We start from the raw sequence: 22,103 nt of genomic DNA, 5'->3' as shown, positions 1-22,103 counted from the left end.
GGCCCTCCGAGCTCGAAGATCGAAAGCAGGAATGGCCTCCAACGCCCGCCTCGACCACCGCAACCCCCTCGTGTTCGACACGCACGAGCTGGGCCGGCGGCCTGGCGCGCTCCAGCGCCTGACCCGCACGATCGACGCTCCCGCCGATCTCGGCATCCAGGGGGTCATCGGAGTGCCGGAAGGCACCCCGGTGGAGCTCGAACTCCGGCTCGAGTCGGTCATGGAAGGGGTGCTCGTCACAGGCACCGCCCGTGCACGGGCCGAGGGGGAGTGCGTAAGGTGTCTGGAGCCGGTCGGGCTGGAGCTCGAAGCGGACTTCCAGGAACTGTTCTCGTACCCTGACGCCGACGACCGGGGCCGCGTGATCGCGGAACCGGGCGACGACGCCGAGGACGACGAGGACAGGTACTTCCTCGAGGACGGACTGTTCGACCTCGAACCTCTGCTGCGCGATGCGGTGGTGCTCGCACTGCCGATGCAGCCGGTGTGCCAGGAAGACTGCCCGGGCCTGTGCTCCGAGTGCGGAGCGCGGCTCGCGGACGACCCGGACCACCACCACGACGCCGTCGACATCCGTTGGGCGGCATTGCAGGGACTCGCCGGTTCACTCGAAGACGGCGAGAAGGACGAGATGAGCGGCGCCGAAGCGGGCGTCGACGAGAAGCAGGAGAAGTAGCCGTGGCTGTTCCGAAGCGGAAGATGTCGCGCAGCAACACGCGCCACCGCCGGTCGCAGTGGAAGGCTGCGGTCCCCACCCTGGTTGCGTGCGAGCGCTGCCACGAGCCCAAGCAGCAGCACATCGCGTGCCCGTCTTGCGGCACCTACAACAAGCGCCAGGTCCTCGAAGTCTGAGCGGGCTGGTGAGAGGCACTGTGTCCAGTCCCAAGAAGGCGGAAGACGCCAAGGCGGACGCACCCGCCAAGAAGAAGGCGGACAACCAGGCCTCGTCCCACACGCTTCTGGAAGGGCGGCTCGGCTACAAGGTCGAGTCCGCCCTTCTGGTGCGCGCGCTGACCCACCGTTCCTACGCGTACGAGAACGGCGGTCTGCCGACGAACGAGCGGCTGGAGTTCCTCGGGGACTCCGTCCTCGGCCTCGTCGTCACGGACACGCTGTACCGCACCCACCCCGACCTGCCCGAGGGCCAGCTGGCCAAGCTGCGGGCCGCGGTGGTCAACTCGCGTGCGCTGGCGGAGGTCGGGCGTGGCCTCGACCTGGGCTCCTTCATCCGGCTGGGCCGCGGTGAAGAGGGCACGGGCGGCCGGGACAAGGCGTCCATCCTCGCCGACACCCTGGAAGCGGTGATCGGCGCGGTCTATCTCGACCAGGGCCTCGACTCGGCGTCCGAGCTGGTGCACCGGCTCTTCGACCCCCTGATCGAGAAGTCCTCGAACCTCGGTGCCGGCCTGGACTGGAAGACCAGTCTCCAGGAGCTGACCGCGACCGAAGGACTCGGCGTGCCCGAGTACCTGGTCACGGAGACCGGCCCCGACCACGAGAAGACCTTCACTGCTGCCGCCCGCGTCGGAGGCGTCTCGTACGGCACCGGCACCGGCCGCAGCAAGAAGGAGGCGGAGCAGCAGGCCGCCGAGTCCGCCTGGCGGGCCATCAAGGCCGCCGCGGACGAGCGCGCCAAGGCGGCCAGGGAGGCGGCCGCCGCGGACGCGGAGGCGGTCAGGGCGGCCAAGGAGGCCGCCGAGGAGACCACGGAAGCCGTCCAGGGCGGCGACCCGTCCTCCGCTCCCGCCTGACCCACAGCAGTACCGAGCGCCCGCCCCGCCGTTGCCGACGGGGCGGGCTGCGCTCATCCACCGCTTCCTACGGGGGTCCCGATGCCCGAGTTGCCCGAGGTCGAGGTCGTCCGGCGCGGTCTCGCGCGCTGGGTCGCCCACCGCACCGTCGCCGAGGTCGAGGTGCTGCACCCGCGCGCCGTGCGTCGGCACATCGCGGGCGCCGACGACTTCGCACACCGGCTGAAGGGCCACCACATCGGCACCCCGAGCCGCCGCGGCAAGTACCTGTGGCTGCCGCTGGAGGAGACCAACCAGTCCGTCCTCGCCCACCTCGGCATGAGCGGCCAGCTGCTGGTGCAGCCGTACGAGGCGCCGGACGAGAAGCATCTGCGCATCCGGATACGGTTCGCCGACTCCCTCGGCACCGAGCTCCGTTTCGTGGACCAACGCACTTTCGGCGGGCTGTCGTTGCACGACAACACCCCCGACGGCCTGCCCGACGTCATCGCGCACATCGCCCGCGACCCCCTCGATCCGCTGTTCGACGACGAGGCCTTCCACCTGGCGCTGCGCCGCAAGCGGACCACCGTCAAGCGGGCCCTGCTGGACCAGTCGCTGATCAGCGGCGTCGGCAACATCTACGCCGACGAGGCGCTGTGGCGCGCCCGCATCCACTACGAGCGCCCGACGGCGAACTTCACCCGCCCGGTCACGACCGAGCTCCTCGGCCACGTCCGGGACGTGATGAACGCCGCCCTCGCCGTCGGCGGCACCAGCTTCGACAGCCTGTACGTCAACGTCAACGGCGAGTCGGGCTACTTCGACCGGTCCCTGGACGCGTACGGCCGCGAGGGCGAGCCCTGCGGCCGGTGCGGCACCCCGATCCGCCGCCGCCCCTGGATGAACCGCTCCAGCTACTTCTGCCCGAAGTGCCAGCGTCCGCCGAGGATCCGGGCGGCGGTGCCGGCCGGACGGAGCTGAGGGGGAACAGCCGTATGGCTCTGCCCGGGCACGACGAGTTCTCGCTCGTCCTGCGCACCGACTTCTCCGACGACGCGGCCTGGGAGGCGGTGTGCGCGGAGATCGACGCGGCGGAGGAGTTCTCGACGGCCGTCTTCGTCGGCGACCCCCGGTTCGCCGGGGTGGGCGTGCAGGCGCTGGTCGAGGAGGAGGCCGCCGCCGGCGACGACGAGAAGGTCTTCCACGTGTTCCTCGCGGACGCGTTCACCATGGCGGACGCGGAGCACCGCCTGCTGGCCGTCGACCTCGCCGACGAACCCGGCCGCACCCTCCGGGTGCCGCCCGCGTGGTTCTCCGACATCTCCGTCAACCTGGGGATCGCGAACATGGACTTCGCCGAGTTCGCGGACTGTGTCGACGGCTCGGGGACCTACCGGGGCTGCGGCGACGGCTGATCGCCGCCCTGCCGGGGCCGGCCGCTCCGCCCAGGCCGGCCCGCCCGCCGTTCCGCTACGCCGGCCCCCGGCCGTCGTACGCCTCGCGTGCCGCCAGTACCTCGTCCATGGCGCCCTCCACGCAGTGGATGAGCGCCAGCAGGCGCTCGGCGACCTGACGGCCCAGGGGCGTCAGTTCGTAGTCCACGCGTGGCGGGTTGGTCGGCTGGGCCTCGCGGTGCACCAGGCCGTCGCGCTCCAGCGCGTGCAGCGTCTGGGACAGCATCTTCTCGCTCACCCCGTCCACGCGGCGGCGCAGCTCGTTGAAGCGCAGCGAGCCCTCGTACAGCGCGCCGAGCGTGAGACCGCCCCAGCGGCCGGTGACGTGCTCCAGCGTGCCGCGGGACGGGCAGGCCTTGGCGAAGACGTCGTAGGCGAGGTCGTCGTGGCCCTGGGCGGTGGCACTCATACCGGCGGTCATGTCACAAGGGTACTTCCACGCAGCGCTAACCACCAGCTTGCACTAACTATAGGTTAGTGCTTTCCTGGGGTTACCGCTCCCGAGCTGCCCAGCAGCCCAGTCGCCTCTTCGAGGAGTCTCTGTGACCACCCCTGTCGTTTCCATCGCCTACCACTCCGGCTTCGGCCACACCGCCGTCCTCGCCGAGGCCGTCCGCGCCGGTGCCGCCGACGCGGGTGCCGAGGTGCACCTGATCAAGGTCGACGAGATCACCGACGAGCAGTGGGAGACGCTCGACCGCTCCGACGCGATCGTCTTCGGCTCGCCCACCTACATGGGCACGGCCTCCGGCGCCTTCCACGTCTTCGCCGAGGCCACCTCCAGGCGCTGGTTCGGCCAGGACTGGAAGGACAAGCTGGCCGCCGGCTTCACCAACTCGGCCTCCAAGAGCGGCGACAAGCTGCACACCCTGCAGTTCTTCCAGACGCTCGCCGCCCAGCACGGCATGCACTGGGTCAACCTCGGCCTGCTCCCCGGCTGGAACGCCAGCACTGCCTCCGAGAACGACCTCAACCGCCTCGGCTTCTTCACCGGCGCCGCCGCCCAGAGCAACAACGACCAGGGTCCCGAGGGCGTCCACAAGGCCGACATCGCCACGGCCGAGCACCTGGGCCGCCGGGTGACGGAGACGGCGAAGGCGTTCACCCGCGGGCGGATCGCCGCGTAGCCGGGCCCCGGACCGGCCGACGCCGCCACCTCCGACTCGGCTGTCGGTGGTGGAAGGCGTCGGCCGTCGTCATTCTGCGGGGCCGTTTGGACCATTGGACGAGCCGTAGAGGGCTATAAGGCGTATATCCGATTGATCGGTGGCATCGGACGGCGTGCTGGGGCACACCTCGCTCGACACATCTGCCTGCGACGCCGCACGACTCCTTCCCCGGCCCGACGTTCGCGGCGGTCGCGACCTCAAAGGAGTGACATGCTCACGCGTAAGCCCCTTGTCCGGATCGCCCAGGTGCTCTCGATGGGCACTGCCGCCACGCTCGCCGCCGTCGCGCTCGCTCCCGGCGCCTCGGCCGCCACGTATGCCGTGGCGTGCGACGAGGGCGCGCTGGTCAGTGCCATCAACGCCGCCAACAGCAACCCCGGGCCCGACACGCTCAACCTCGCGCCCGGCTGTGTCTACACGCTGCACGCCCAGCTGCCGTCCATCAGCTCACAGGTCACCATCAACGGCAACGGCGCCACCATCACCCGCGACCTGGGCTCAGGGCCGTTCCGTATCCTCACTGTCGACGGCGGCCAGCTGACCCTGCGAGCGGTGCAGCTCACGAACGGCGACGCCACCGGCGGCAACGTCCAGACCGGCGCCGGCGGCGCCATCGTCGTCACCGGCCCGAGTGCCACCCTGAACCTCAGCGCCTCCGTGCTCCGGAACAACCACGCCAACTTCGGCGGTGGTATCAGCAACTTCAGCGGCTCCACGACGACCGTGAGCGTGTCCACCTTCACGGGCAACACCGCGGCCGTGAACGGCGGAGCCATCGTCAACGACGGCACGGTGACCGTGGGCTTCTCACAGATCAGCGGGAACACGGCCGACAACGTCGGTGGCGGCATCGCCAGCATCGGCAAACTGACCGTCAATTTCACCAACGTGCTCAACAACACCGGCACGAACGGCGGCGGCGGCGGCCTCGCCAACGGCGTACCCGCCGCGCCCGGTGGAACCTCCACGCTGACCGGCAGCAACGTCAGCAACAATCACGCGGGTGACAACCAGCCCGGCGGCATCTACAACAACATGGGCACCGTGACCCTGATCGGCACCCGGGTCGCCGCCAACACCCCGAACAACTGCGCCACCAGCCCTACCCCCGTCCCCGGCTGCGTCGGCTGATCCGGGGCGGACCTGAGGTCCGCCCCGCTCAGTAACCGAAGAAGTGAAGGGCCGCATCTCTGACCTGCGGCCGTTTAATCGATCAACGCTGCGACCTGTGACTTAGCCGTCGGTGGCTGTCAGGGTTGGTCGTCGTTGAGCACCCTTCTACGGCCCACAGACGGCCCGAGCTGGCCCACGTGATCGACGCCGAGTCAGTCTTCATCCGGACCAGTGGGTACCGCGATGGGAACTATGGGCGTGGTGGTCGCTGAGGTTTCTTGGGCTGGCAGGGCACCTGACTGGAGCCGAAGGCGGTTGGCGCTGGTTGGCGGGGCGTCTGCACGGGTTGGGCAGGCGTTCGGGGCTCACACGGAGCGTCGGCCCAGGGGCGTGACGCTGTCCCGGCTCACGCGGGGAGGACTCAACTCGTTGACACTTTGGAACTCGGTTGCTTTTGTGCGAATTTGCGAGTCATGTAGCGCCATGTCAGCCTTGAAACGAGGGGTGGGGCATGGACTGGAAAGTCCGATAGCGCGAAGGAGGCGCCATGCGAACTCATGCGAGAGGGGCTGTAGTCGCGGCGGTAGCAGTGCCCGTTCTGGCGCTCAGCGGAGCAGCTGGAATCGCTACCGCGCAACACTCCGCTGGTGTGAGCACGCACGCCACTCCAGCCAAACCTAAGTGCCGCTGGGTGAAGGGGCACTGGGAAGACAAGGGGAAGGGCCAGCACAAAAAGCACGTCTGGGTTCAAGGCCACAAGGTCTGCACCTCGACAGGAACGACCAAGCCGACAAAGGAGCCCTCGCCGACCGTTTCGGTGACCAAGCCGAACAAGCCGTCGCCGAGTGTGACGAAGACTCCGTCGCCGTCGCCGAGTGTGACGAAGACTCTGTCGCCGTCGCCGAGTGTGACGAAGACTCTGTCGCCGTCGCCGAGTGTGACGAAGACTCTGTTGCCGTCGCCGACTGCTCCGACGGCGCCTTCCTCGTAATCGCGGCAGGCAGCAGCCCCCGACCAACGGGAAACAACTGGTCGGGGGCTTGTGCCCGCCGTGGCCTTGCATTCATATGATCACCAGGTGATGACGCGTAGCGGCCTTGTGATCGAGGCGTCGGTGTCCGATCTTGCCTGACTGTTGGGGCTGTGCGTGCGTGTTCGGCGAACCTGAGGTCGGCAGGCTCTCAACGGCCGAGTCGAGCCAAGGCGACGGGCGCCGACCGATGGTGTGGCCGGCCAAGGCTTTGAGGTCTGGCCTCATCCTTATCAGGTCGATCACGGGGACTGCCCACGTCGACCAACCGCCCTTGCGCCTCGGTCGATCGTCCACCGAGGTTCAGCGTCGGCCGCCGCTGTCCGTGCTTGTTGGTGTCAGCTACTGGTGTCAGGCGCCGCACGCGGTCTTGACAGGGGCCTGCCCTCTCCCGCCTGGGGTACATACGATCACCAGGTGATGACGCCTCATGGTGGCCTTGTGGTCAAGGCCGCAGTGTTTGTCGGCCGTGGTACACCGGTCACCGGGTGGGGCCTACTTGGGCCGTTCTTCATGGGCGTGCTCTTCGCGGCTGTGGGACTGGTCATCGTTCGCGACTATCGGGGCTTCGCGACTTGGCACCGCCGACGAGCTGACGCGAGTGTGCCGTTGTGGCTGCGGCGCCTGTCCGAGGGGCGCAAGGGACAGCGACGCGAGTTCAACGACCGCGTCAACCGGGTCATTCAGAAGATCGTGGGTTGGGGGTTCCTGGTCCTAGGCACGTTCATCGCCGTCGGCGCGTTCATCCAAGGGATCTCCGACTTGAGCCGAGGGCGCTGACCCCCGCTCCTGGCTTCACTCACCCACTCACCTCAACCCCACCCCCCAGCTCCCATCCTGTCCGCCGTCGACCCACACGCTTTCCAAGTCTGTTGGTGCCTTGCTGGGCGGAGTACTGGGCCGTTCACCTGCGTTCATGGGCGGGTGAGTGCTTGGACGACCCCTGCGGATGGTCCTGCCTGAACGGCGGTGAACCTCGCTAAAAATGAGACGGAGACTGAGACGGCCTGGCACAGGGCCAGACCGCCTTCACCTGCTGCAACCTTCTGATCCGTAGCTCTACAGAGATGGGTCATTGGAGGTCATAGAGGCTGCCGGGAGGCCTGTGGGGGGCGGTGTTGGGCGCTGTCGATTGTTGGGGTTGCTGTACTTCCCTGCTGTACCGCAACACGGAACCGGGTTCGGTCCTCGGTAGTGCCCAACTTCAGGATCCGGAGGCCCGCTCACGCCTAATCCAAGTCTGGTCGCATCACCTCACTAAGTCTGTGTTCTTCAGCCAGTACAGGCGCGTATGTGAAGAAAATGATCTCCTGTGAGGCTCGACGGCGGCCGAAGCGTAAAGGAACTTCCATTAGTCGTTTTTCCATGCTTTGTCAAGTCACGATTTTCCGTGCGCTGACAGCGGGATGGGGGTTGGGGCGTACTGGTGGTGCGAGCCTTGCTGAACAGGGAGCAGGGCCGGCACATTTCTACTCATCGAAGAAAGAAAGAGGAAGTGCAATGGGACTGTTCGTGGCATTGAAGGACGTGGTGAATGCACAGGACCTTCACCTACCCTACGTCGCCCCTTCTGCAAGTGGCCAACCCCAGGTTAATCACCTGATCTTCTACACAGGGTGGCTGCCCTTCAACCATCAATCGAGCAGCTTCGGTACCAACGACGTGGCTTCGTTCGTTCCGAACCAGGATGGAACCCTCGACATACTTCCTGAGGACATGACTGACGCAATCGTCACTGCCTCATTGACGAGCTTCTTGGATGACCCGGACACTGCGGCAGTGGACAGAGCCGCTGTCCACGTAAAGCAATTCCAGTTTCCGGGGCTGGGAGGCAGTCAGTCAGTCCTGGTTCTCGATGCCGCACTTGCGGTCAACGGGGGATCTGTGCGTAGGCTGGCTTACCAAGTGACAGTGCACTGGCCGGTAGCCAAGATTCCTCAACGAATTTCCATCGACCCTGGGTCTCATCCGTGACTTTGATGGTCCAATCAACGGTTTGTGCGCTTGTGGCACTCTGCATCGAAAGTGGATGGGCGTCCACTGCATGAACCTTCGACACGGCGGATAGCCGGCCTCAAAGGGCGGCAGGCCCGAAATCACCCGATCAAGCTCAGGATCGCTGTGGTTCTCGGCGCTAGGTGAGGGCGGTGCCGCGGCGGTCAATGCCCATGGACCCCTCCAGGTCGGCGGAGCGATTTTGGGCTGGAGCTGCTTTTGGCGCGAGCGATCATGGCCCCGTAAGCTTCCGGCGCGTCGGGCAGTCTGTGGACCTGCCCGGTAAAGCACGACGTTGGGGCCATGATCTTCGAGGCTCGCGCCAAAGTGGCTGCCTAAAATGGAGCCTCGCAAGGTCAAGCCGTGGCCTGTCGAACGAATCATGGCCGTGCGCTTGGCACTGCCGAACCGCTATCAGGCCCTCGTCAATGTCGCGGCCGGGTTCGGTCTGCGTCAGGGGGAGGCCTTCGGCCTGGCCGTGGAAGACGTGGACTTCCTCGGGGGAGTGGTGCACGTCGTACGGCAGGTCAAGCTGCTGCGGCTGTCCCGGCCGGTGTTCGCCCCGCCGAAGGGCGGCAAGGAGCGTGAGGTTCCTCTGCCTGAGTCGGTCGCCTTCGCGCTGGCTGGTCACCTCAAGCGGCACCCGGCCGCGAGGATCACGCTGCCGTGGAAGACCCTCGACGGGCCGCCCGTCACGGCATCGCTGATTTTCACCGGCCCAATGGGGTTGCCGCTGGACCGGAACCGCTTCAACGATCGGGTATGGCGGCCGGCACTCCGGGCGGCGGGCGTCGAGACCGGGCGAGACAACGGTATGCACGCGCTGCGGCACTTCTACGCCTCGGTGCTGCTGGACGCGGGGGAGAGCATCAAGGCTCTCAGTGAGTACCTGGGTCACCACGACCCCGGCTTCACGCTGCGGACGTACACGCACCTGATGCCGTCGAGTGGGTCCCGGACCCGGGCCGCCGTGGATCGCGTCTTCGCCGACGACGAACCCACGGTTGACGGCCCGGATACGGCCCAGGAGGGTGCTTAGCCGTCTGACCTGCGGTTATCTCAATAACCGAAGTCCTGCGTCCACCAAGGCCCGCCCGGGCCGAAGTGGACGCCGACGCCCAGGGTCTTGAAGTCGCAGTTGAGGATGTTGGCGCGGTGGCCGGGGCTGTCCATCCAGGCCTGCATCACGGCCGCCGCGTCGGCCTGGCCGCGGGCGATGTTCTCGCCGCCGAGGTCGGTGATCCCGGCCGCCGCGGCCCGGTCCCACGGCGACTTGCCGTCCGGGTCGGTGTGGTCGAAGAAGTCCCGCGCCGCCATGTCGTTGCTGAACGACTCGGCCAGGTCGGTCAGCGCGGAGTTCGCGGCCAGCGGGCTGCACCCGACCTTCGCCCGCTCCTCGTTGACGAGCCTGAGCACCTCTGCCTCCGCCGCCGCCGTGTCCGCCCCCGCCACCGCCGCCGGGGCGGAACCCGCCTGCGCGGCCTTGGACGCCGTATCCGACGGGGCCGCCTTCGACGGGGCGGACGCGGTCGCCCGCGGCGTCGGCGTCCCGGTCGCCGTCTTCGACGGGGTGGGCGTGGGGGAGGCCGACGGGGACGCCGGCTGGGATGCGGAGGCGGACGGGCTCGAGGCGGATGTGCCGGGGGCGGATGCGCTCGGCGCGGACGGGTCCGGGGACTGGGAGGATCCGGAAGCCTGACCGGCGCCGCCCTTGGGGTCGTCGGCGCTGCCCGAGGTGCCACCCTGCTCGGCGGCCGTGTTGCTCGGCGCGGGCACCGCCTGCACCCGCGCACCGCCGGTGGTGTGCGTGTCACCGCCGAGCCGGTAGTTCTGCAGACCCGGCACCACGCCGGTGGCCACCGCGGCCGTACCGAGGGCCACGGCCGCGGACACCCCGAGCAGGCCCGTGCGCACCGGCCGCGCGCCCTTCCTGCGGCGCCGGTGGCCGGGGGAGGGGCCGTCGGCCGGGGTGAAGCCACCGCCCCCGGAGCCGCCGGGGCCGTCGTGCTCCGCCGCGAACAGATAGGCGTGCGCCTTGGCGGTCGCCTCGGCATAGGCCATCGGCTGCAGACCGGTCGCCGGGGTGTAGAACTCCGGGTTCAGATAGGGCGCGATGCCCCGCGGCGCCTGTGCGCGCCGGACGATCTCCGTCCGCCCGCGCCGGACGACCTCACCCGGGTACGGCTCCCGCCGAGCCTCGGTGGCGTACGAGTCCTGGCGGGCGCCACCCTGGTACGAGTCCTGCCGGGCGCCACCCTGGTACGAGTCCTGCCGGGCGCCACCCTGGTACGAGTCCTGCCAGGCCTCGGCCGCGTACGAGTCCTGCGGGGGGCCGCTCTCGGTGCGGGAGCGCTGCGTGTGGGTGACCCCCGTGGCGCGGCCCGGGGCGGCGCGGCCGGCGGCGGAGCGTCGGTGGCGTCCCATGTCCTTGCCCTCTTCCTCGTCCTCGCGGTCGGCCGGTGCCTGCGCGGCCGGTGACTCCCCATGGCCCACCAAACTCACCCGATCGAGTGAGTTTCATATGAGATGCATGGGGTCGGGACGCTACCGCATGCCGTCGGCGGGCGATGTGAACCGAGCGACATCGGCCGGTTAGGTTGCACCCATGAGCGAGGATGTACGGCTGGTCGCCTGGGTGCGTGGACACGTCCAAGGTGTGGGTTTCCGCTGGTTCACCCGGGCCAAGGCGCTGGAGATCGGCGGCCTGAGTGGTTTTGCTCTCAATTTGGCCGACGGCCGCGTCCAGGTCGTCGCGGAGGGGTCGCGCGAGGGCTGCGAGGGGCTGCTGGACTGGCTCCAGGGCGACGACACGCCCGGACACGTGGACGGAGTCACCGAGATCTGGGACACACCCCGCGGCGGCTACGACGGCTTCGCCATCCGCTGAGTCGTTTCTGTAAAGGCGCACAGGCCGGCGCACGGGGAGCTGCCGGGGGCACATGCGCTCAGCAGAAACGACCTGGTGGTTGCCAAGAACGGCCCGGCATGGCAGGCTCCGCAGGAACAGCTGATCGCCACGCCCCGAGGGCCCCGGACGACTTGCAGCGCCGCCACTTTTTCGGCCGCGCGCCCCGGTTTGCCCGCCAATACAGGGCGTGATCGTGTTGACCGTCAAACTTTTTGGTGAGACGCTGAAAGCCCCGCGCACCTTAGCTGTTTGGCATGGAGCAACAGCAAAGCAAGACCCGGATGTGCCAAGCACCGCGGGTGCGAATCCCTCACGACCCACACCGCATCGGTCGGTCACTCATTGTGGAGGACCATCCATCATGGCAAAGGCGCTTCTCGGTTACGTCGGCGGCTCCGACCCTCGACTCCTCGCCGAGATGCGACGGCTGCAGCAGCGCGTTCAGGACCTGGAGTCCGAGCTCGTACGGATCCAGGCGGAGAACGAAGCACTGTCGGCTGCCGCCTCTCAGGACAGGATCATGGAGAGCATCGACGCACACCAGGCGGAGCCTGCGCTCACCTGATCACTGCATCAGCTCCACGACAGCAGTCGCAGTGGTTGGGCTGCCCGTAATCAACCGCTCAGTTGATCGGACGACCGCAACCCGGCCGTCAGAGTTGCAAGGGACGCTTCGGCGTCCCTTCTTTCTTGCCCCGCATCCTTTCACGTTCTTTAACGTACGGTGTGCCCTGCCTGTTCATGGGCGAAACCGCGGGGTTGCGAGGGTTCATGGAGTGAGATAGCGGCGCCCGGTAGAGTCCAGCGGCGTGCACCTCAAGGCCCTGACCCTGCGCGGGTTCAAGTCGTTCGCCTCCGCGACCACGCTCCGGTTCGAGCCCGGTATCACGTGTGTCGTCGGCCCGAACGGCTCGGGCAAGTCCAATGTCGTGGACGCGCTCAGCTGGGTCATGGGCGAACAGGGCGCCAAGTCGCTGCGCGGCGGCAAGATGGAGGACGTCATCTTCGCCGGCACCACCGGCCGCCCGCCGCTGGGCCGGGCCGAGGTGTCCCTGACCATCGACAACTCCGACGGCGCCCTGCCCATCGAGTACGCCGAGGTCACCATCACGCGGATCATGTTCCGCAACGGCGGCAGCGAGTACCAGATCAACGGCGACACCTGCCGCCTCCTCGACATCCAGGAACTCCTCTCCGACTCCGGCATCGGCCGCGAGATGCACGTCATCGTCGGCCAGGGCCAGCTCGACTCCGTCCTGCACGCCGACCCCATGGGCCGCCGCGCCTTCATCGAGGAGGCGGCCGGCGTCCTCAAGCACCGCAAGCGCAAGGAGAAGGCGCTGCGCAAGCTGGACGCGATGCAGGCCAACCTCGCGCGCGTGCAGGACCTGACCGACGAACTGCGCCGCCAGCTCAAGCCGCTGGGCCGCCAGGCCGCCGTCGCCCGCCGGGCCGCCGTCATCCAGGCCGACCTCCGCGACGCCCGCCTGCGCCTGCTCGCCGACGACCTGGTGCGCCTGCGCGAGGGGCTCAAGGCAGAGATCGCGGACGAGGCGGCCCTGAAGGAGCGCAAGGAGGCTGCCGAGCAGGAGCTGAAGAAGGCCCTGCACCGCGAGGCCCTCCTGGAGGACGAGGTACGGCAGCTCACCCCGCGCCTGCAGCGCGCCCAGCAGACCTGGTACGAGCTCTCCCAGCTGGCCGAGCGGGTCCGCGGCACGATCTCGCTGGCCGACGCACGAGTGAAGAGCGCGACGTCGGCGCCCCCCGAGGAGCGGCGCGGCCGCGACCCCGAGGACATGGAGCGGGAGGCGGCCCGGATCCGTGAGCAGGAGGCCGAGCTGGAGGCGGCCCTGGAGGCGGCCCAGCGCGCCCTCGACGACACGGTCGCCCACCGCGCCGAGCTGGAGCGGGAGCTGGCCGCCGAGGAACGCCGGCTGAAGGACGTCGCCCGCGCCATCGCCGACCGCCGCGAGGGTCTGGCCCGCCTGTCCGGCCAGGTCAACGCGGCCCGCTCCCGTGCGGCCTCGGCGCAGGCCGAGATCGACCGCCTGGCCACGGCGCGTGACGAGGCACAGGAACGCGCGGTGCGCGCCCAGGAGGAGTACGAGGCCCTGAAGGCCGAGGTCGACGGGCTCGACGCCGACGACGCGGACCTGGCCGAACGGCACGAGGCCGCCAAGCGCCGGCTCACCGAGGCCGAAGCCGCCCTGACCGCGGCCCGCGACGCCCTCACCGCCGCCGAGCGGGACCGCGCCGCGACCCGGGCCCGCCGCGAGGCGCTGGCGCTGGGCCTGCGCCGCAAGGACGGCACCGGCATACTCCTCGGCGCCCGCGACCGCCTCACCGGCGTCCTCGGCCCGGCGGCGGAACTCCTGACGGTCACCCCGGGCTACGAGATCCCCCTGGCCGCGGCCTTCGGCGCTGCGGCGGACGCGATCGCCGTGTCGACCCCGTCCTCGGCGGTGGAGGCGATCCGCCTGCTGCGCAAGCAGGACGGCGGCCGGGCGGCACTGCTGCTGGCGGGGGACGGCGCCACCGGCCAGGGCGAACCCGCGGCCGACCGGCGGCCCGGCACCCACCTCTTCGCCGCAGATCTGGTCCGCGGCCCCGCCGAACTGATGCCCGCCGTCCGCCGCCTCCTGCAAGGAATCGTCGTCGTAGGCACCTTGGAGGAGGCCGAGGACCTCGTCCGCGCGCATCCGGAACTCACCGCCGCCACCGCCGAAGGCGACCTCCTGGGCGCCCACTTCGCACAGGGCGGCTCCGCCGGCGCGCCGAGCCTGCTGGAGGTGCAGGCCTCCGTCGACGAGGCCGCGGCCGAACTGGCCGAGCTGGCGGTGCGCTGCGAGGAGCTGGCCGAGGCACAGCGGGCGGCGGCGCAGCGGCGTACCGAGGCGGCCGCCGTCGTGGAGGAGATCGGAGAGCGCCGCCGGGCGGCTGACCGGGAGAAGTCGGCCGTCGCCCAGCAGCTCGGCCGGCTCGCCGGACAGGCGCGGGGCGCCGCGGGCGAGGCCGAGCGGTCGGCCGCGGCCGCCGCACGCGCGCAGGAGGCGCTGGAGAAGGCCGTACAGGAGGCCGAGGAGCTGGCCGAGCGCCTGGCGGTCGCCGAGGAGATGCCGGCCGAGGACGAGCCGGACACCTCCGTGCGGGACCGGCTCGCCGCCGACGGCGCCAACGCCCGGCAGACAGAGATGGAGGCCCGGCTCCAGGTCCGTACCCACGAGGAGCGGGTGAAGGGGCTCGCCGGGCGCGCCGACTCGCTCGACCGGGCCGCCCGCGCGGAACGCGAGGCACGCGCGCGTGCCGAGCAGCGCCGTGCCCGGCTGCGGCACGAGGCGGCCGTGGCTCAGGCCGTCGCCTCCGGCGCCCGGCAGCTGCTCGCGCACATCGAGGTGTCCCTCGCCCGCGCCGAGCAGGAACGCGCCGCCGCCGAGGCGGCCAAGGCGCGGCGCGAGCAGGAGCTGACCGCGGCGCGCACCGCCGGACGCGACCTCAAGGCCGAACTCGACAAGCTCACCGACTCCGTTCACCGTGGCGAGGTACTCGGCGCCGAGAAGCGGCTGCGCATAGAGCAGCTGGAGACCAAGGCGCTGGAGGAGCTGGGGGTCGAGCCGGAGGGACTGGTGGCCGAGTACGGCCCGCACCAGCTCGTGCCGCCCTCGCCCCCCGCCGAGGGCGAGGTGCTGCCGGACGACCCCGAGCACCCGCGCAACCAGCCCAGGCCCTTCCACCGGGCGGAACAGGAGCGGCGGCTCAAGGCCGCCGAGCGGGCGTACCAGCAGCTCGGCAAGGTCAACCCGCTGGCTCTGGAGGAGTTCGCGGCGCTGGAGGAGCGGCACAAGTTCCTCAGCGAGCAGCTGGAGGACCTGAAGAAGACCCGCGCCGACCTGCTGCAGGTGGTGAAGGAGGTCGACGAGCGCGTCGAGCAGGTCTTCACCGAGGCCTACCGGGACACCGCCCGCGAGTTCGAGGGCGTCTTCAGCCGGCTCTTCCCGGGCGGCGAGGGGCGGCTCGTCCTCACCGACCCTGACAACATGCTCACCACCGGTGTGGACGTCGAGGCGCGCCCGCCGGGCAAGAAGGTCAAGCGGCTCTCCCTGCTGTCGGGCGGCGAGCGCTCGCTGACGGCCGTGGCTCTGCTGGTGTCGATCTTCAAGGCGCGCCCCAGCCCCTTCTACGTCATGGACGAGGTCGAGGCGGCCCTGGACGACACCAACCTCCAGCGGCTGATCCGGATCATGCAGGAGCTGCAGGAGGCCTCGCAGCTGATCGTGATCACGCACCAGAAGCGCACGATGGAGGTCGCCGACGCGCTCTACGGCGTGTCGATGCAGGGAGACGGCGTCTCCAAGGTCATCTCCCAGCGCCTTCGTTAGCGAACCGTTCAAGATCAACTGACTCTGCGTTCAAGAACTGAACACAGAGCACTCGGGCATATCGAAAAACTCACAGCCCTTGAAGTATTGACTTCGAAACTTGAAGGCATAGTCTCTGCAACGTTGCATTTACCTTCAGGTCTCACCTGTAAGGGCTCACCCCCACCGGCAGCGTTGCCGTGGCCCGAGGAGATTTACGTGACCAGCACAACGCAGGCACCTCAGTCAGGAGCCAGGACGGCTCAACCCGAGCACCTCGGGCACGTCATCTTCATCGCGGCGGCTGCCGCCATGGGCGGTTTCCTCTTCGGTTACGACAGCTCCGTGATCAACGGCGCGGTCGAGGCCATCCGTACCAAGTACGACATCGGCTCCGCGGCCCTCGCCCAGGTCATCGCCGTCGCCCTGATCGGCTGCGCCGTCGGCGCCGCGACGGCCGGCCGCATAGCCGACCGCATCGGCCGTATCCGCTGCATGCAGATCGCCGCGGTCCTCTTCACGATCAGCGCCGTCGGCTCCGCGCTCCCGTTCGCCCTGTGGGACCTCGCCTTCTGGCGCATCGTCGGCGGCTTCGCCATCGGCATGGCCTCCGTCATCGGCCCCGCCTACATCGCCGAGGTCGCCCCGCCCGCCTACCGCGGCCGGCTCGGCTCCTTCCAGCAGGCCGCGATCGTCGTCGGTATCGCCGTCTCCCAGCTGGTCAACTGGGGCCTGCTCAACGCCGCCGGCGGCAACCAGCGCGGTCACCTGATGGGCCTGGAGGCCTGGCAGGTCATGCTCGGCGTCATGGTCGTCCCGGCCGTCCTCTACGGCATGCTGTCCTTCGCGATCCCGGAGTCCCCGCGCTTCCTGCTCTCCGTCGGCAAGCGCGAGCGTGCCAAGGAGATCCTCGCTGAGGTCGAGGGCAAGGACGTCGACATGGACGCCCGCGTCGCCGAGATCGAGCACGCGATGAAGAGCGAGCACAAGTCCACCTTCAAGGACCTGCTCGGCGGCGGCTTCTTCTTCAAGCCGATCGTCTGGATCGGTATCGGCCTGTCGGTCTTCCAGCAGTTCGTCGGCATCAACGTCGCGTTCTACTACTCCTCGACGCTGTGGCAGTCGGTCGGTGTCGACCCGACGGACTCGTTCTTCTACTCCTTCACGACGTCGATCATCAACATCATCGGCACCGTGATCGCGATGATCTTCGTGGACCGCGTCGGCCGCAAGCCGCTCGCGCTCATCGGCTCGGTCGGCATGGCCGTCGGCCTGGCGCTGGAGGCCTGGGCGTTCTCGTACCACCTCGTCGACGGCAAGCTCCCGAGCACCCAGGGCTGGACCGCCCTGATCGCCGCGCACATCTTCGTCCTCTTCTTCGCCCTGTCCTGGGGCGTGGTGGTCTGGGTCTTCCTCGGCGAGATGTTCCCGAACAAGATCCGCGCCGCCGCGCTGGGCGTGGCCGCCTCCGCGCAGTGGATCGCCAACTGGGCCATCACCGCGAGCTTCCCGTCGCTGGCCGACTGGAACCTGTCCGGCACCTACGTGATCTACACGGTCTTCGCCGCGCTCTCCATCCCGTTCGTCCTGAAGTTCGTCAAGGAGACGAAGGGCAAGACGCTGGAGGAAATGGGCTGACCAGCCCCGTGAACTCGGGGAGAAGGGCCAAGTCCCCGCTGCCCCTCTCCTCGTACCTTCCGCCGCCCCCGCACCGGCCACTGCCCGGTGCGGGGGCGGCGGTGTCGTACGCGACGGTCACCAGACGAGAACGCGGGCTCCGAGCCGCTGGGCCCGTAGCGTCGCCGCCTCGATGTTGTCCAGGCGGCTCTCGATCCCGTACGGATGCTCCCCGAGCGCCGCGCAGATCATGTCCAGGTGGGTGCGCAACAGGGCGATCTCCTCCAGGAACCGGGGGAGCTCCTCGGTCGGGACCTCCATCCAGTCGCCGTCGAGCAGGGGAAGGTAGCGGGCGCCCAGCGAGCGCACCACCTCCGATCCCCACACCTTCCACCGCCAGGACTCGAACCCTGCCGAGTCATTGCACCCCTCGGGCACGTCGAGCACATCGAACTCGCCGTTCGGCCCGCGGACGACCACATCCACACTCAGACTCACGGTCCCAGTGCAGCACCGCCGGACCCGCCCGGGCCACCGGACAGGCGCCGCAACTCAGTCGCCCAGTGCCGGAATCACCCGCTCCGCGAACAGCCGCAGGCTCCGCCACCCCTCCTCCAGCGGCATACCTCCCACCAGCGGGTGCAGTACGAGACTGTCGGCACCCAGTGCCACGCACTCCTCCGGCGTGAGGACGCGGTACACGCCCTCCGCGCGCAGCTGCTCCACCGTCGTGGCCGCCGACTTCACCGCCGAGCTGATCTCGCCCGACTGCCAGGAGGCGTAGGTCCGCGCCTCGTGCAGGAAGTGCTCGCCGTACCGGGCCCAAGCCCGGTCCGGGTCCTCGGCGAGGTGCAGCAGGGGCGTCTCGGCCGCGGGCATCATGACCCAGCCCTCGGTGCCGTACTCGGTGAGCTTCTCCTTGTAGTAGGACTCCAGCTCCGGCAGGTGCGCGCTCGGGAAGAACGGCAGGCCGAGGCGGGCGGCCCGGCGGGCGGCGGCCCTGGAGGAGCCCCCGACCAGCAGGAGGGGATGCGGGTCGGTGTACGGGCGCGGGGTGAGCCGTACCGTCCGGCCCCGGTACGCGAACGCCTCGCCGGACCACGCCTTCAGGAGCGTCTCCAGCACCTCGTCCTGGAGCCGGCCCCGGCGTGTGTAGTCGACGCCGAACAGGGCGTACTCCTCGGGCCGGTAGCCGATCCCGGCCACCGTCACCAGCCGTCCGCCGCTCAGCAGGTCCAGTACGGCGATCTCCTCGGCCAGCCGCAGCGGGTCGTGCAGCGGGCCGATCACCGCCGAGACGGTCACCGCGATCCGGCGGGTCGCCCCGAACACCGCGCCCGCGAAGGCGAACGGCGACGGCAGCCAGTTGTTGTCGGCGCCGTGGTGCTCCTCGGTCTGCACGGTGCTGATCCCGTGCTCGTCCGCGTACGCGGCCATCTCCAGGGCGGCCCGGTAACGGGCGGCGAGGGCGGCGGGGGCGGCGCCGGGCGCGACGAGGTTGAAACGGACGACCGTGACGGGCATGGGAAGTCCCCCTCCGGTGCGATGCGGTGGAGGGGGACGGTAGCTGACGCAGCGTCAGATGGCCATGGTGAGGAGGAGGGTAGGGTCGCGGGATGAGCGAAGCCGTACCCACGGATCCGGGGGCCGAGGCGGAGCGCGGCCGGGTCGCGCTGTGGCTCGACCCGGACGACCTGCGGTGGCTGGCCGGCCACTGCTGCTGCCCCGACGACGCCGACCGGGAGACCCGGGACCGCTGCTCCCGCCTCCGTTTCCGGGCGAGCGCCGCCCTGCACAAGAGCGGTCGCTCGGGCTGACGCGCGTCAGGCGTCGGCGGTCGCGCGCTCCTCGGCCGGCTCGGTGACCTGCGCCGCCTCGGTGGCCTCCGCCGGCCCGGTCACCGCCGGCTTCGGCAGCGCCAGGTACAGCAGGCCCGAGATCACGATCGTGGCGACCCAGCCGAGGCCGTACTCGCCGATGACGTTGTTCTTCGCGAGCGGGCCGGTGAACCAGTCCGAGGTCGTGAACATCAGGCCCGACCCCAGGCCGATCGCCCAGGCGGCCACGGCCGCGGGGGAGAAGCCGCCCTTGTACCAGTAGGCGCTGGTGCGGGTCGTGTCCGTCATGGCGCGGCCGTCGTACTCGGTGCGGCGCAGCATGTCCGCGCCGAAGACGCCGACCCAGGCGGAGAAGGCGACCGCCAGCAGCGACAGGAAGGCGATGAAGGAGCCCATGAAGCTCGTCGCCACCAGCATCAGCACACCGCCGAAGACCAGCGAGATCACGGCGTTCACCGAGACCGCCCAGTGCCGCGGCACCTTGAAGCCGAGGGTCTGCGCGGTGAAGCCCGCCGAGTACATCGACATCGAGTTGATCAGCAGCATGCCGATCAGCGCGATGAACAGGTACGGCACCGCGATCCACGTCGGCAGGATCTCGCCGAGGAAGGACACCGGGTCGGTCGCCGAGGCCAGGTCCGGCGTGGAGACCGCCATCACCGCGCCCATGAGGACCATGGGCAGCACGACGATGCCGGCGCCGCCCACCGCCGTCCCCACGATCGCCTTCGAGGACGCCGTGCGCGGCAGGTAGCGGGTGAAGTCCGGTGCCGTCGGGATCCAGCTGACACCGCCCGCCGCGATCATGCCGACACCGGTGATCACCGCGGCCGTGGAGCCGCCGCCGTGGTGCAGCACCTTCGACCAGTTCGTGTTCGCGACCAGGTAGACCAGGACCAGCACCGAGAAGACGCCGAAGAAATAGGTCGCGTACTTGTTGCACTTCTGCACGGCGTTGATCCCGAGCCCGGAGATCGCGAAGGTCGCCACGACGAACACCAGCAGCGTCACCATGTCCAGCACGCTGTTCGCCCTGATGCCGAACAGGATGTCCAGGATGGTGAGCATCGCGTAGGCGCCGGTGACCGCGTTGATCGTCTCCCAGCCCCAGCGGGCGACCCAGATCAGCGAGCCGGGCAGCAGGTTGCCGCGCTGGCCGAAGACCGCGCGAGAGAGCGCCATGCCCGGCGCGCCACCGCGCTTGCCCGCGATGCCGATCAGACCGACCAGGCCGTACGACACGACCGGCGCCGCCACCGCGACGACGAGGGCCTGCCAGATGTCCAGGTGGTACGCCACGACGAGGCTCGCGCCCATGGTCAGCAGCAGCACGCTGATGTTGGCGCCGACCCAGGTGGGGAACAGCTCACGGGTCTTCGCGGTGCGTTCGTGATCCGGGACCTGCTCGATACCTCGGGTCTCGAGAGCGCCTTCGGTCTCGACGGTTTTGCTCATGAAAAAGGGCACCAGACGTGGGGGGACGGGGACTGTCGGACTCTACGCGCGTCGACAGGGCCGCCACCATCGTACTTTGCTCCGAGTCCTAGTAATAAGTGGCGTTTGTCTCTCGGAGGAAGCCACAAACAGGCTCCCGCTGTACCCCATGGCTGATACTGGACCCGTTATGGAAACCGTCATCCTTGCTGTAGTCATCGCCGTCGTCGTGCTCGCGGCGCTCGGCGGGCTGGTGGTGGGCACCCGGCGCAAGAAGCCGCTGCCTCCGCCGCCCCCGAAGGCGCCCGACATCACCGCGCCCCCGGCCGAGCCGCACATCGGCGAAGAGGCCGAGACACCGCGCGAAGAACCGCGCCGGACCATCGAGGAGGTGGACCTCCCCGGCGGCCCCGCACCGGTCGCGGTGGAGGAGCCCCCTGCCGTCCCCACCCTTGAAAAGGCGCCCGAGCTCGAGATCCCGGAGCCCACCGCAGGCCGGCTGGTCCGCCTGCGCGCCCGCCTGTCCCGCTCCCAGAACGCCCTCGGCAAGGGCCTGCTCACGCTGCTCTCGCGCGAGCACCTGGACGACGAGACCTGGGAGGAGATCGAGGACACGCTGCTCACCGCCGACGTCGGCGTACAGCCCACCCAGGAGCTGGTCGAGAGCCTGCGCGAGCGCGTGAAGGTGCTCGGCACCCGCACCCCGCAGGAGCTGCGCGGCCTGCTGCGCGAGGAACTGCTCAAGGTCGTCGGTACGGACTTCGACCGCACGGTCAAGACCGAGCCGGAGGACCGCAAGCCCGGCATCGTGATGGTCGTCGGCGTCAACGGCACCGGCAAGACCACCACCACCGGCAAGCTCGCGCGCGTGCTCGTGGCCGACGGCCGCACCGTCGTCCTGGGCGCCGCCGACACCTTCCGCGCCGCCGCCGCCGACCAGCTGCAGACCTGGGGCGAGCGGGTCGGCGCCTACACCGTGCGCGGCCCGGAGGCCGGCGACCCCGCTTCCGTCGCCTTCGACGCGGTCAAGGAAGGCAAGGAGATGGGGGTCGACGTCGTCCTCATCGACACCGCCGGCCGCCTGCACACCAAGACCGGGCTCATGGACGAGCTCGGCAAGGTCAAGCGGGTCGTGGAGAAGCACGCGCCGCTCGACGAGGTGCTGCTGGTCCTGGACGCCACCACCGGCCAGAACGGCCTGGTGCAGGCCCGCGTCTTCGCGGAGGTCGTGGACATCACCGGCATCGTGCTGACCAAGCTGGACGGCACGGCCAAGGGCGGCATCGTCGTCGCGGTCCAGCGCGAGCTGGGCGTGCCGGTGAAGCTGGTCGGACTGGGCGAGGGTGCGGATGATCTGGCGCCGTTCGAGCCGGAGGCGTTCGTGGATGCCTTGATCGGTGACTGAGGGCAGTACTCACCGGGTCTGCGAGAAGCGCCCGCTCCCAAGGTGCAGTTGG

Annotated in this window: 20 protein-coding genes and 1 pseudogene; 16 read left to right on the top strand and 5 right to left on the bottom strand. The window is 69.4% G+C overall.

The window, feature by feature from the left end; genetic code table 11:
* Positions 1–31: 31 nt before the first annotated feature.
* The 5 genes from FB563_RS06225 to FB563_RS06205 all read left to right on the top strand — a co-directional run bounded on the left by FB563_RS06225 (position 32) and on the right by FB563_RS06205 (position 3,148).
* A complete protein-coding gene (locus FB563_RS06225) occupies positions 32–676 on the top strand; it encodes a YceD family protein (RefSeq protein WP_055704334.1) in 645 nt (214 codons plus the stop codon).
* A gap of 2 nt (positions 677–678) precedes the next feature.
* Positions 679–852, top strand: a complete 174-nt coding sequence (rpmF, locus tag FB563_RS06220; RefSeq protein ID WP_003951102.1) for a 50S ribosomal protein L32 — start codon at positions 679–681, stop codon at positions 850–852.
* Positions 853–860: 8 nt separating this feature from the next.
* Positions 861–1,751: a ribonuclease III gene (rnc, locus tag FB563_RS06215; RefSeq protein WP_199832721.1), complete on the top strand. Its 891-nt coding sequence runs from the start codon at positions 861–863 to the stop codon at positions 1,749–1,751.
* An 81-nt stretch (positions 1,752–1,832) separates the two neighbouring features.
* Positions 1,833–2,714, top strand: a complete 882-nt coding sequence (mutM, locus tag FB563_RS06210) for a bifunctional DNA-formamidopyrimidine glycosylase/DNA-(apurinic or apyrimidinic site) lyase (protein ID WP_055704336.1) — start codon at positions 1,833–1,835, stop codon at positions 2,712–2,714.
* A gap of 14 nt (positions 2,715–2,728) precedes the next feature.
* Positions 2,729–3,148 carry a DUF6924 domain-containing protein gene (locus FB563_RS06205; RefSeq protein WP_055704337.1) on the top strand — a complete coding sequence of 140 codons (420 nt, stop codon included), beginning with the start codon at positions 2,729–2,731 and terminating at the stop codon, positions 3,146–3,148.
* Positions 3,149–3,203: 55 nt separating this feature from the next.
* Here the strand turns inward: FB563_RS06205 and FB563_RS06200 are convergent, their stop codons facing one another.
* Positions 3,204–3,596 carry a winged helix-turn-helix transcriptional regulator gene (locus tag FB563_RS06200; RefSeq protein ID WP_055704365.1) on the bottom strand — a complete coding sequence of 131 codons (393 nt, stop codon included), beginning with the start codon at positions 3,594–3,596 and terminating at the stop codon, positions 3,204–3,206.
* Between the two features lie 133 nt (positions 3,597–3,729).
* On the opposite strand from FB563_RS06200, the gene FB563_RS06195 reads away from it, so the two are divergent.
* The 5 genes and pseudogenes from FB563_RS06195 to FB563_RS06175 all read left to right on the top strand — a co-directional run.
* On the top strand, positions 3,730–4,314 hold the full coding sequence (locus FB563_RS06195) for a flavodoxin family protein (protein WP_055704338.1): 585 nt from the start codon (positions 3,730–3,732) through the stop codon (positions 4,312–4,314).
* Between the two features lie 252 nt (positions 4,315–4,566).
* Positions 4,567–5,487, top strand: a complete 921-nt coding sequence (locus FB563_RS06190; protein WP_055704339.1) for a hypothetical protein — start codon at positions 4,567–4,569, stop codon at positions 5,485–5,487.
* Positions 5,488–6,916: 1,429 nt separating this feature from the next.
* Positions 6,917–7,279, top strand: coding sequence for a hypothetical protein (locus FB563_RS06185; protein ID WP_142218527.1), 363 nt, complete (start codon positions 6,917–6,919; stop codon positions 7,277–7,279).
* A gap of 513 nt (positions 7,280–7,792) precedes the next feature.
* Positions 7,793–8,473: a hypothetical protein gene (locus FB563_RS06180; RefSeq protein WP_142218526.1), complete on the top strand. Its 681-nt coding sequence runs from the start codon at positions 7,793–7,795 to the stop codon at positions 8,471–8,473.
* A gap of 355 nt (positions 8,474–8,828) precedes the next feature.
* Positions 8,829–9,533 (top strand): annotated as a pseudogene (locus FB563_RS06175) (tyrosine-type recombinase/integrase); the annotation flags it as partial.
* 20 nt (positions 9,534–9,553) lie between these two features.
* On the opposite strand, the gene FB563_RS06170 reads toward FB563_RS06175, so the two are convergent.
* Positions 9,554–10,918: a CAP domain-containing protein gene (locus FB563_RS06170; protein WP_055704366.1), complete on the bottom strand. Its 1,365-nt coding sequence runs from the start codon at positions 10,916–10,918 to the stop codon at positions 9,554–9,556.
* 181 nt (positions 10,919–11,099) lie between these two features.
* On the opposite strand from FB563_RS06170, the gene FB563_RS06165 reads away from it, so the two are divergent.
* The 4 genes from FB563_RS06165 (at position 11,100) to FB563_RS06140 (ending at position 17,395) form a co-directional block, all read left to right on the top strand.
* Entirely contained in the window at positions 11,100–11,381 is a 282-nt protein-coding gene (locus tag FB563_RS06165) for an acylphosphatase (RefSeq protein WP_055704341.1), read from the top strand.
* Positions 11,382–11,763: 382 nt separating this feature from the next.
* Positions 11,764–11,967 (top strand): hypothetical protein, encoded by a 204-nt coding sequence (locus FB563_RS06155; protein WP_031167290.1) that lies wholly within the window; start codon positions 11,764–11,766, stop codon positions 11,965–11,967.
* A gap of 244 nt (positions 11,968–12,211) precedes the next feature.
* Positions 12,212–15,778 (top strand): chromosome segregation protein SMC, encoded by a 3,567-nt coding sequence (gene smc, locus FB563_RS06145; RefSeq protein WP_055704342.1) that lies wholly within the window; start codon positions 12,212–12,214, stop codon positions 15,776–15,778.
* 198 nt (positions 15,779–15,976) lie between these two features.
* Positions 15,977–17,395, top strand: coding sequence for a sugar porter family MFS transporter (locus tag FB563_RS06140; RefSeq protein ID WP_055704343.1), 1,419 nt, complete (start codon positions 15,977–15,979; stop codon positions 17,393–17,395).
* Positions 17,396–17,512: 117 nt separating this feature from the next.
* Here FB563_RS06140 and FB563_RS06135 read toward each other — a convergent pair whose 3' ends face one another.
* Both FB563_RS06135 and FB563_RS06130 read right to left on the bottom strand, forming a co-directional pair.
* The gene (locus tag FB563_RS06135; protein ID WP_055704344.1) at positions 17,513–17,872 is read right to left on the bottom strand and encodes a hypothetical protein; all 360 of its coding nucleotides are present in this window, start codon (positions 17,870–17,872) and stop codon (positions 17,513–17,515) included.
* A gap of 54 nt (positions 17,873–17,926) precedes the next feature.
* Positions 17,927–18,898 carry an LLM class flavin-dependent oxidoreductase gene (locus FB563_RS06130; RefSeq protein ID WP_055704345.1) on the bottom strand — a complete coding sequence of 324 codons (972 nt, stop codon included), beginning with the start codon at positions 18,896–18,898 and terminating at the stop codon, positions 17,927–17,929.
* 92 nt (positions 18,899–18,990) lie between these two features.
* Between FB563_RS06130 and FB563_RS06125 the strand changes: the two genes are divergently transcribed.
* Positions 18,991–19,191 carry a hypothetical protein gene (locus FB563_RS06125; RefSeq protein WP_055704346.1) on the top strand — a complete coding sequence of 67 codons (201 nt, stop codon included), beginning with the start codon at positions 18,991–18,993 and terminating at the stop codon, positions 19,189–19,191.
* Positions 19,192–19,197: 6 nt separating this feature from the next.
* Here FB563_RS06125 and FB563_RS06120 read toward each other — a convergent pair whose 3' ends face one another.
* Positions 19,198–20,667, bottom strand: coding sequence for a cytosine permease (locus tag FB563_RS06120; RefSeq protein ID WP_055704347.1), 1,470 nt, complete (start codon positions 20,665–20,667; stop codon positions 19,198–19,200).
* Between the two features lie 169 nt (positions 20,668–20,836).
* Here FB563_RS06120 and ftsY point away from each other — a divergent pair, with 169 nt between their 5' ends.
* Positions 20,837–22,051 carry a signal recognition particle-docking protein FtsY gene (ftsY, locus tag FB563_RS06115; RefSeq protein ID WP_055704348.1) on the top strand — a complete coding sequence of 405 codons (1,215 nt, stop codon included), beginning with the start codon at positions 20,837–20,839 and terminating at the stop codon, positions 22,049–22,051.
* The last annotated feature ends 52 nt before the right edge of the window (positions 22,052–22,103 follow it).

Origin of the sequence: Streptomyces puniciscabiei (assembly GCF_006715785.1) — a bacterium.
Taxonomy (GTDB): domain Bacteria; phylum Actinomycetota; class Actinomycetes; order Streptomycetales; family Streptomycetaceae; genus Streptomyces; species Streptomyces puniciscabiei.
The sequence above is the reverse complement of the archived record's forward strand: the minus strand, read 5'-3'. Positions and strand labels throughout refer to the sequence as shown.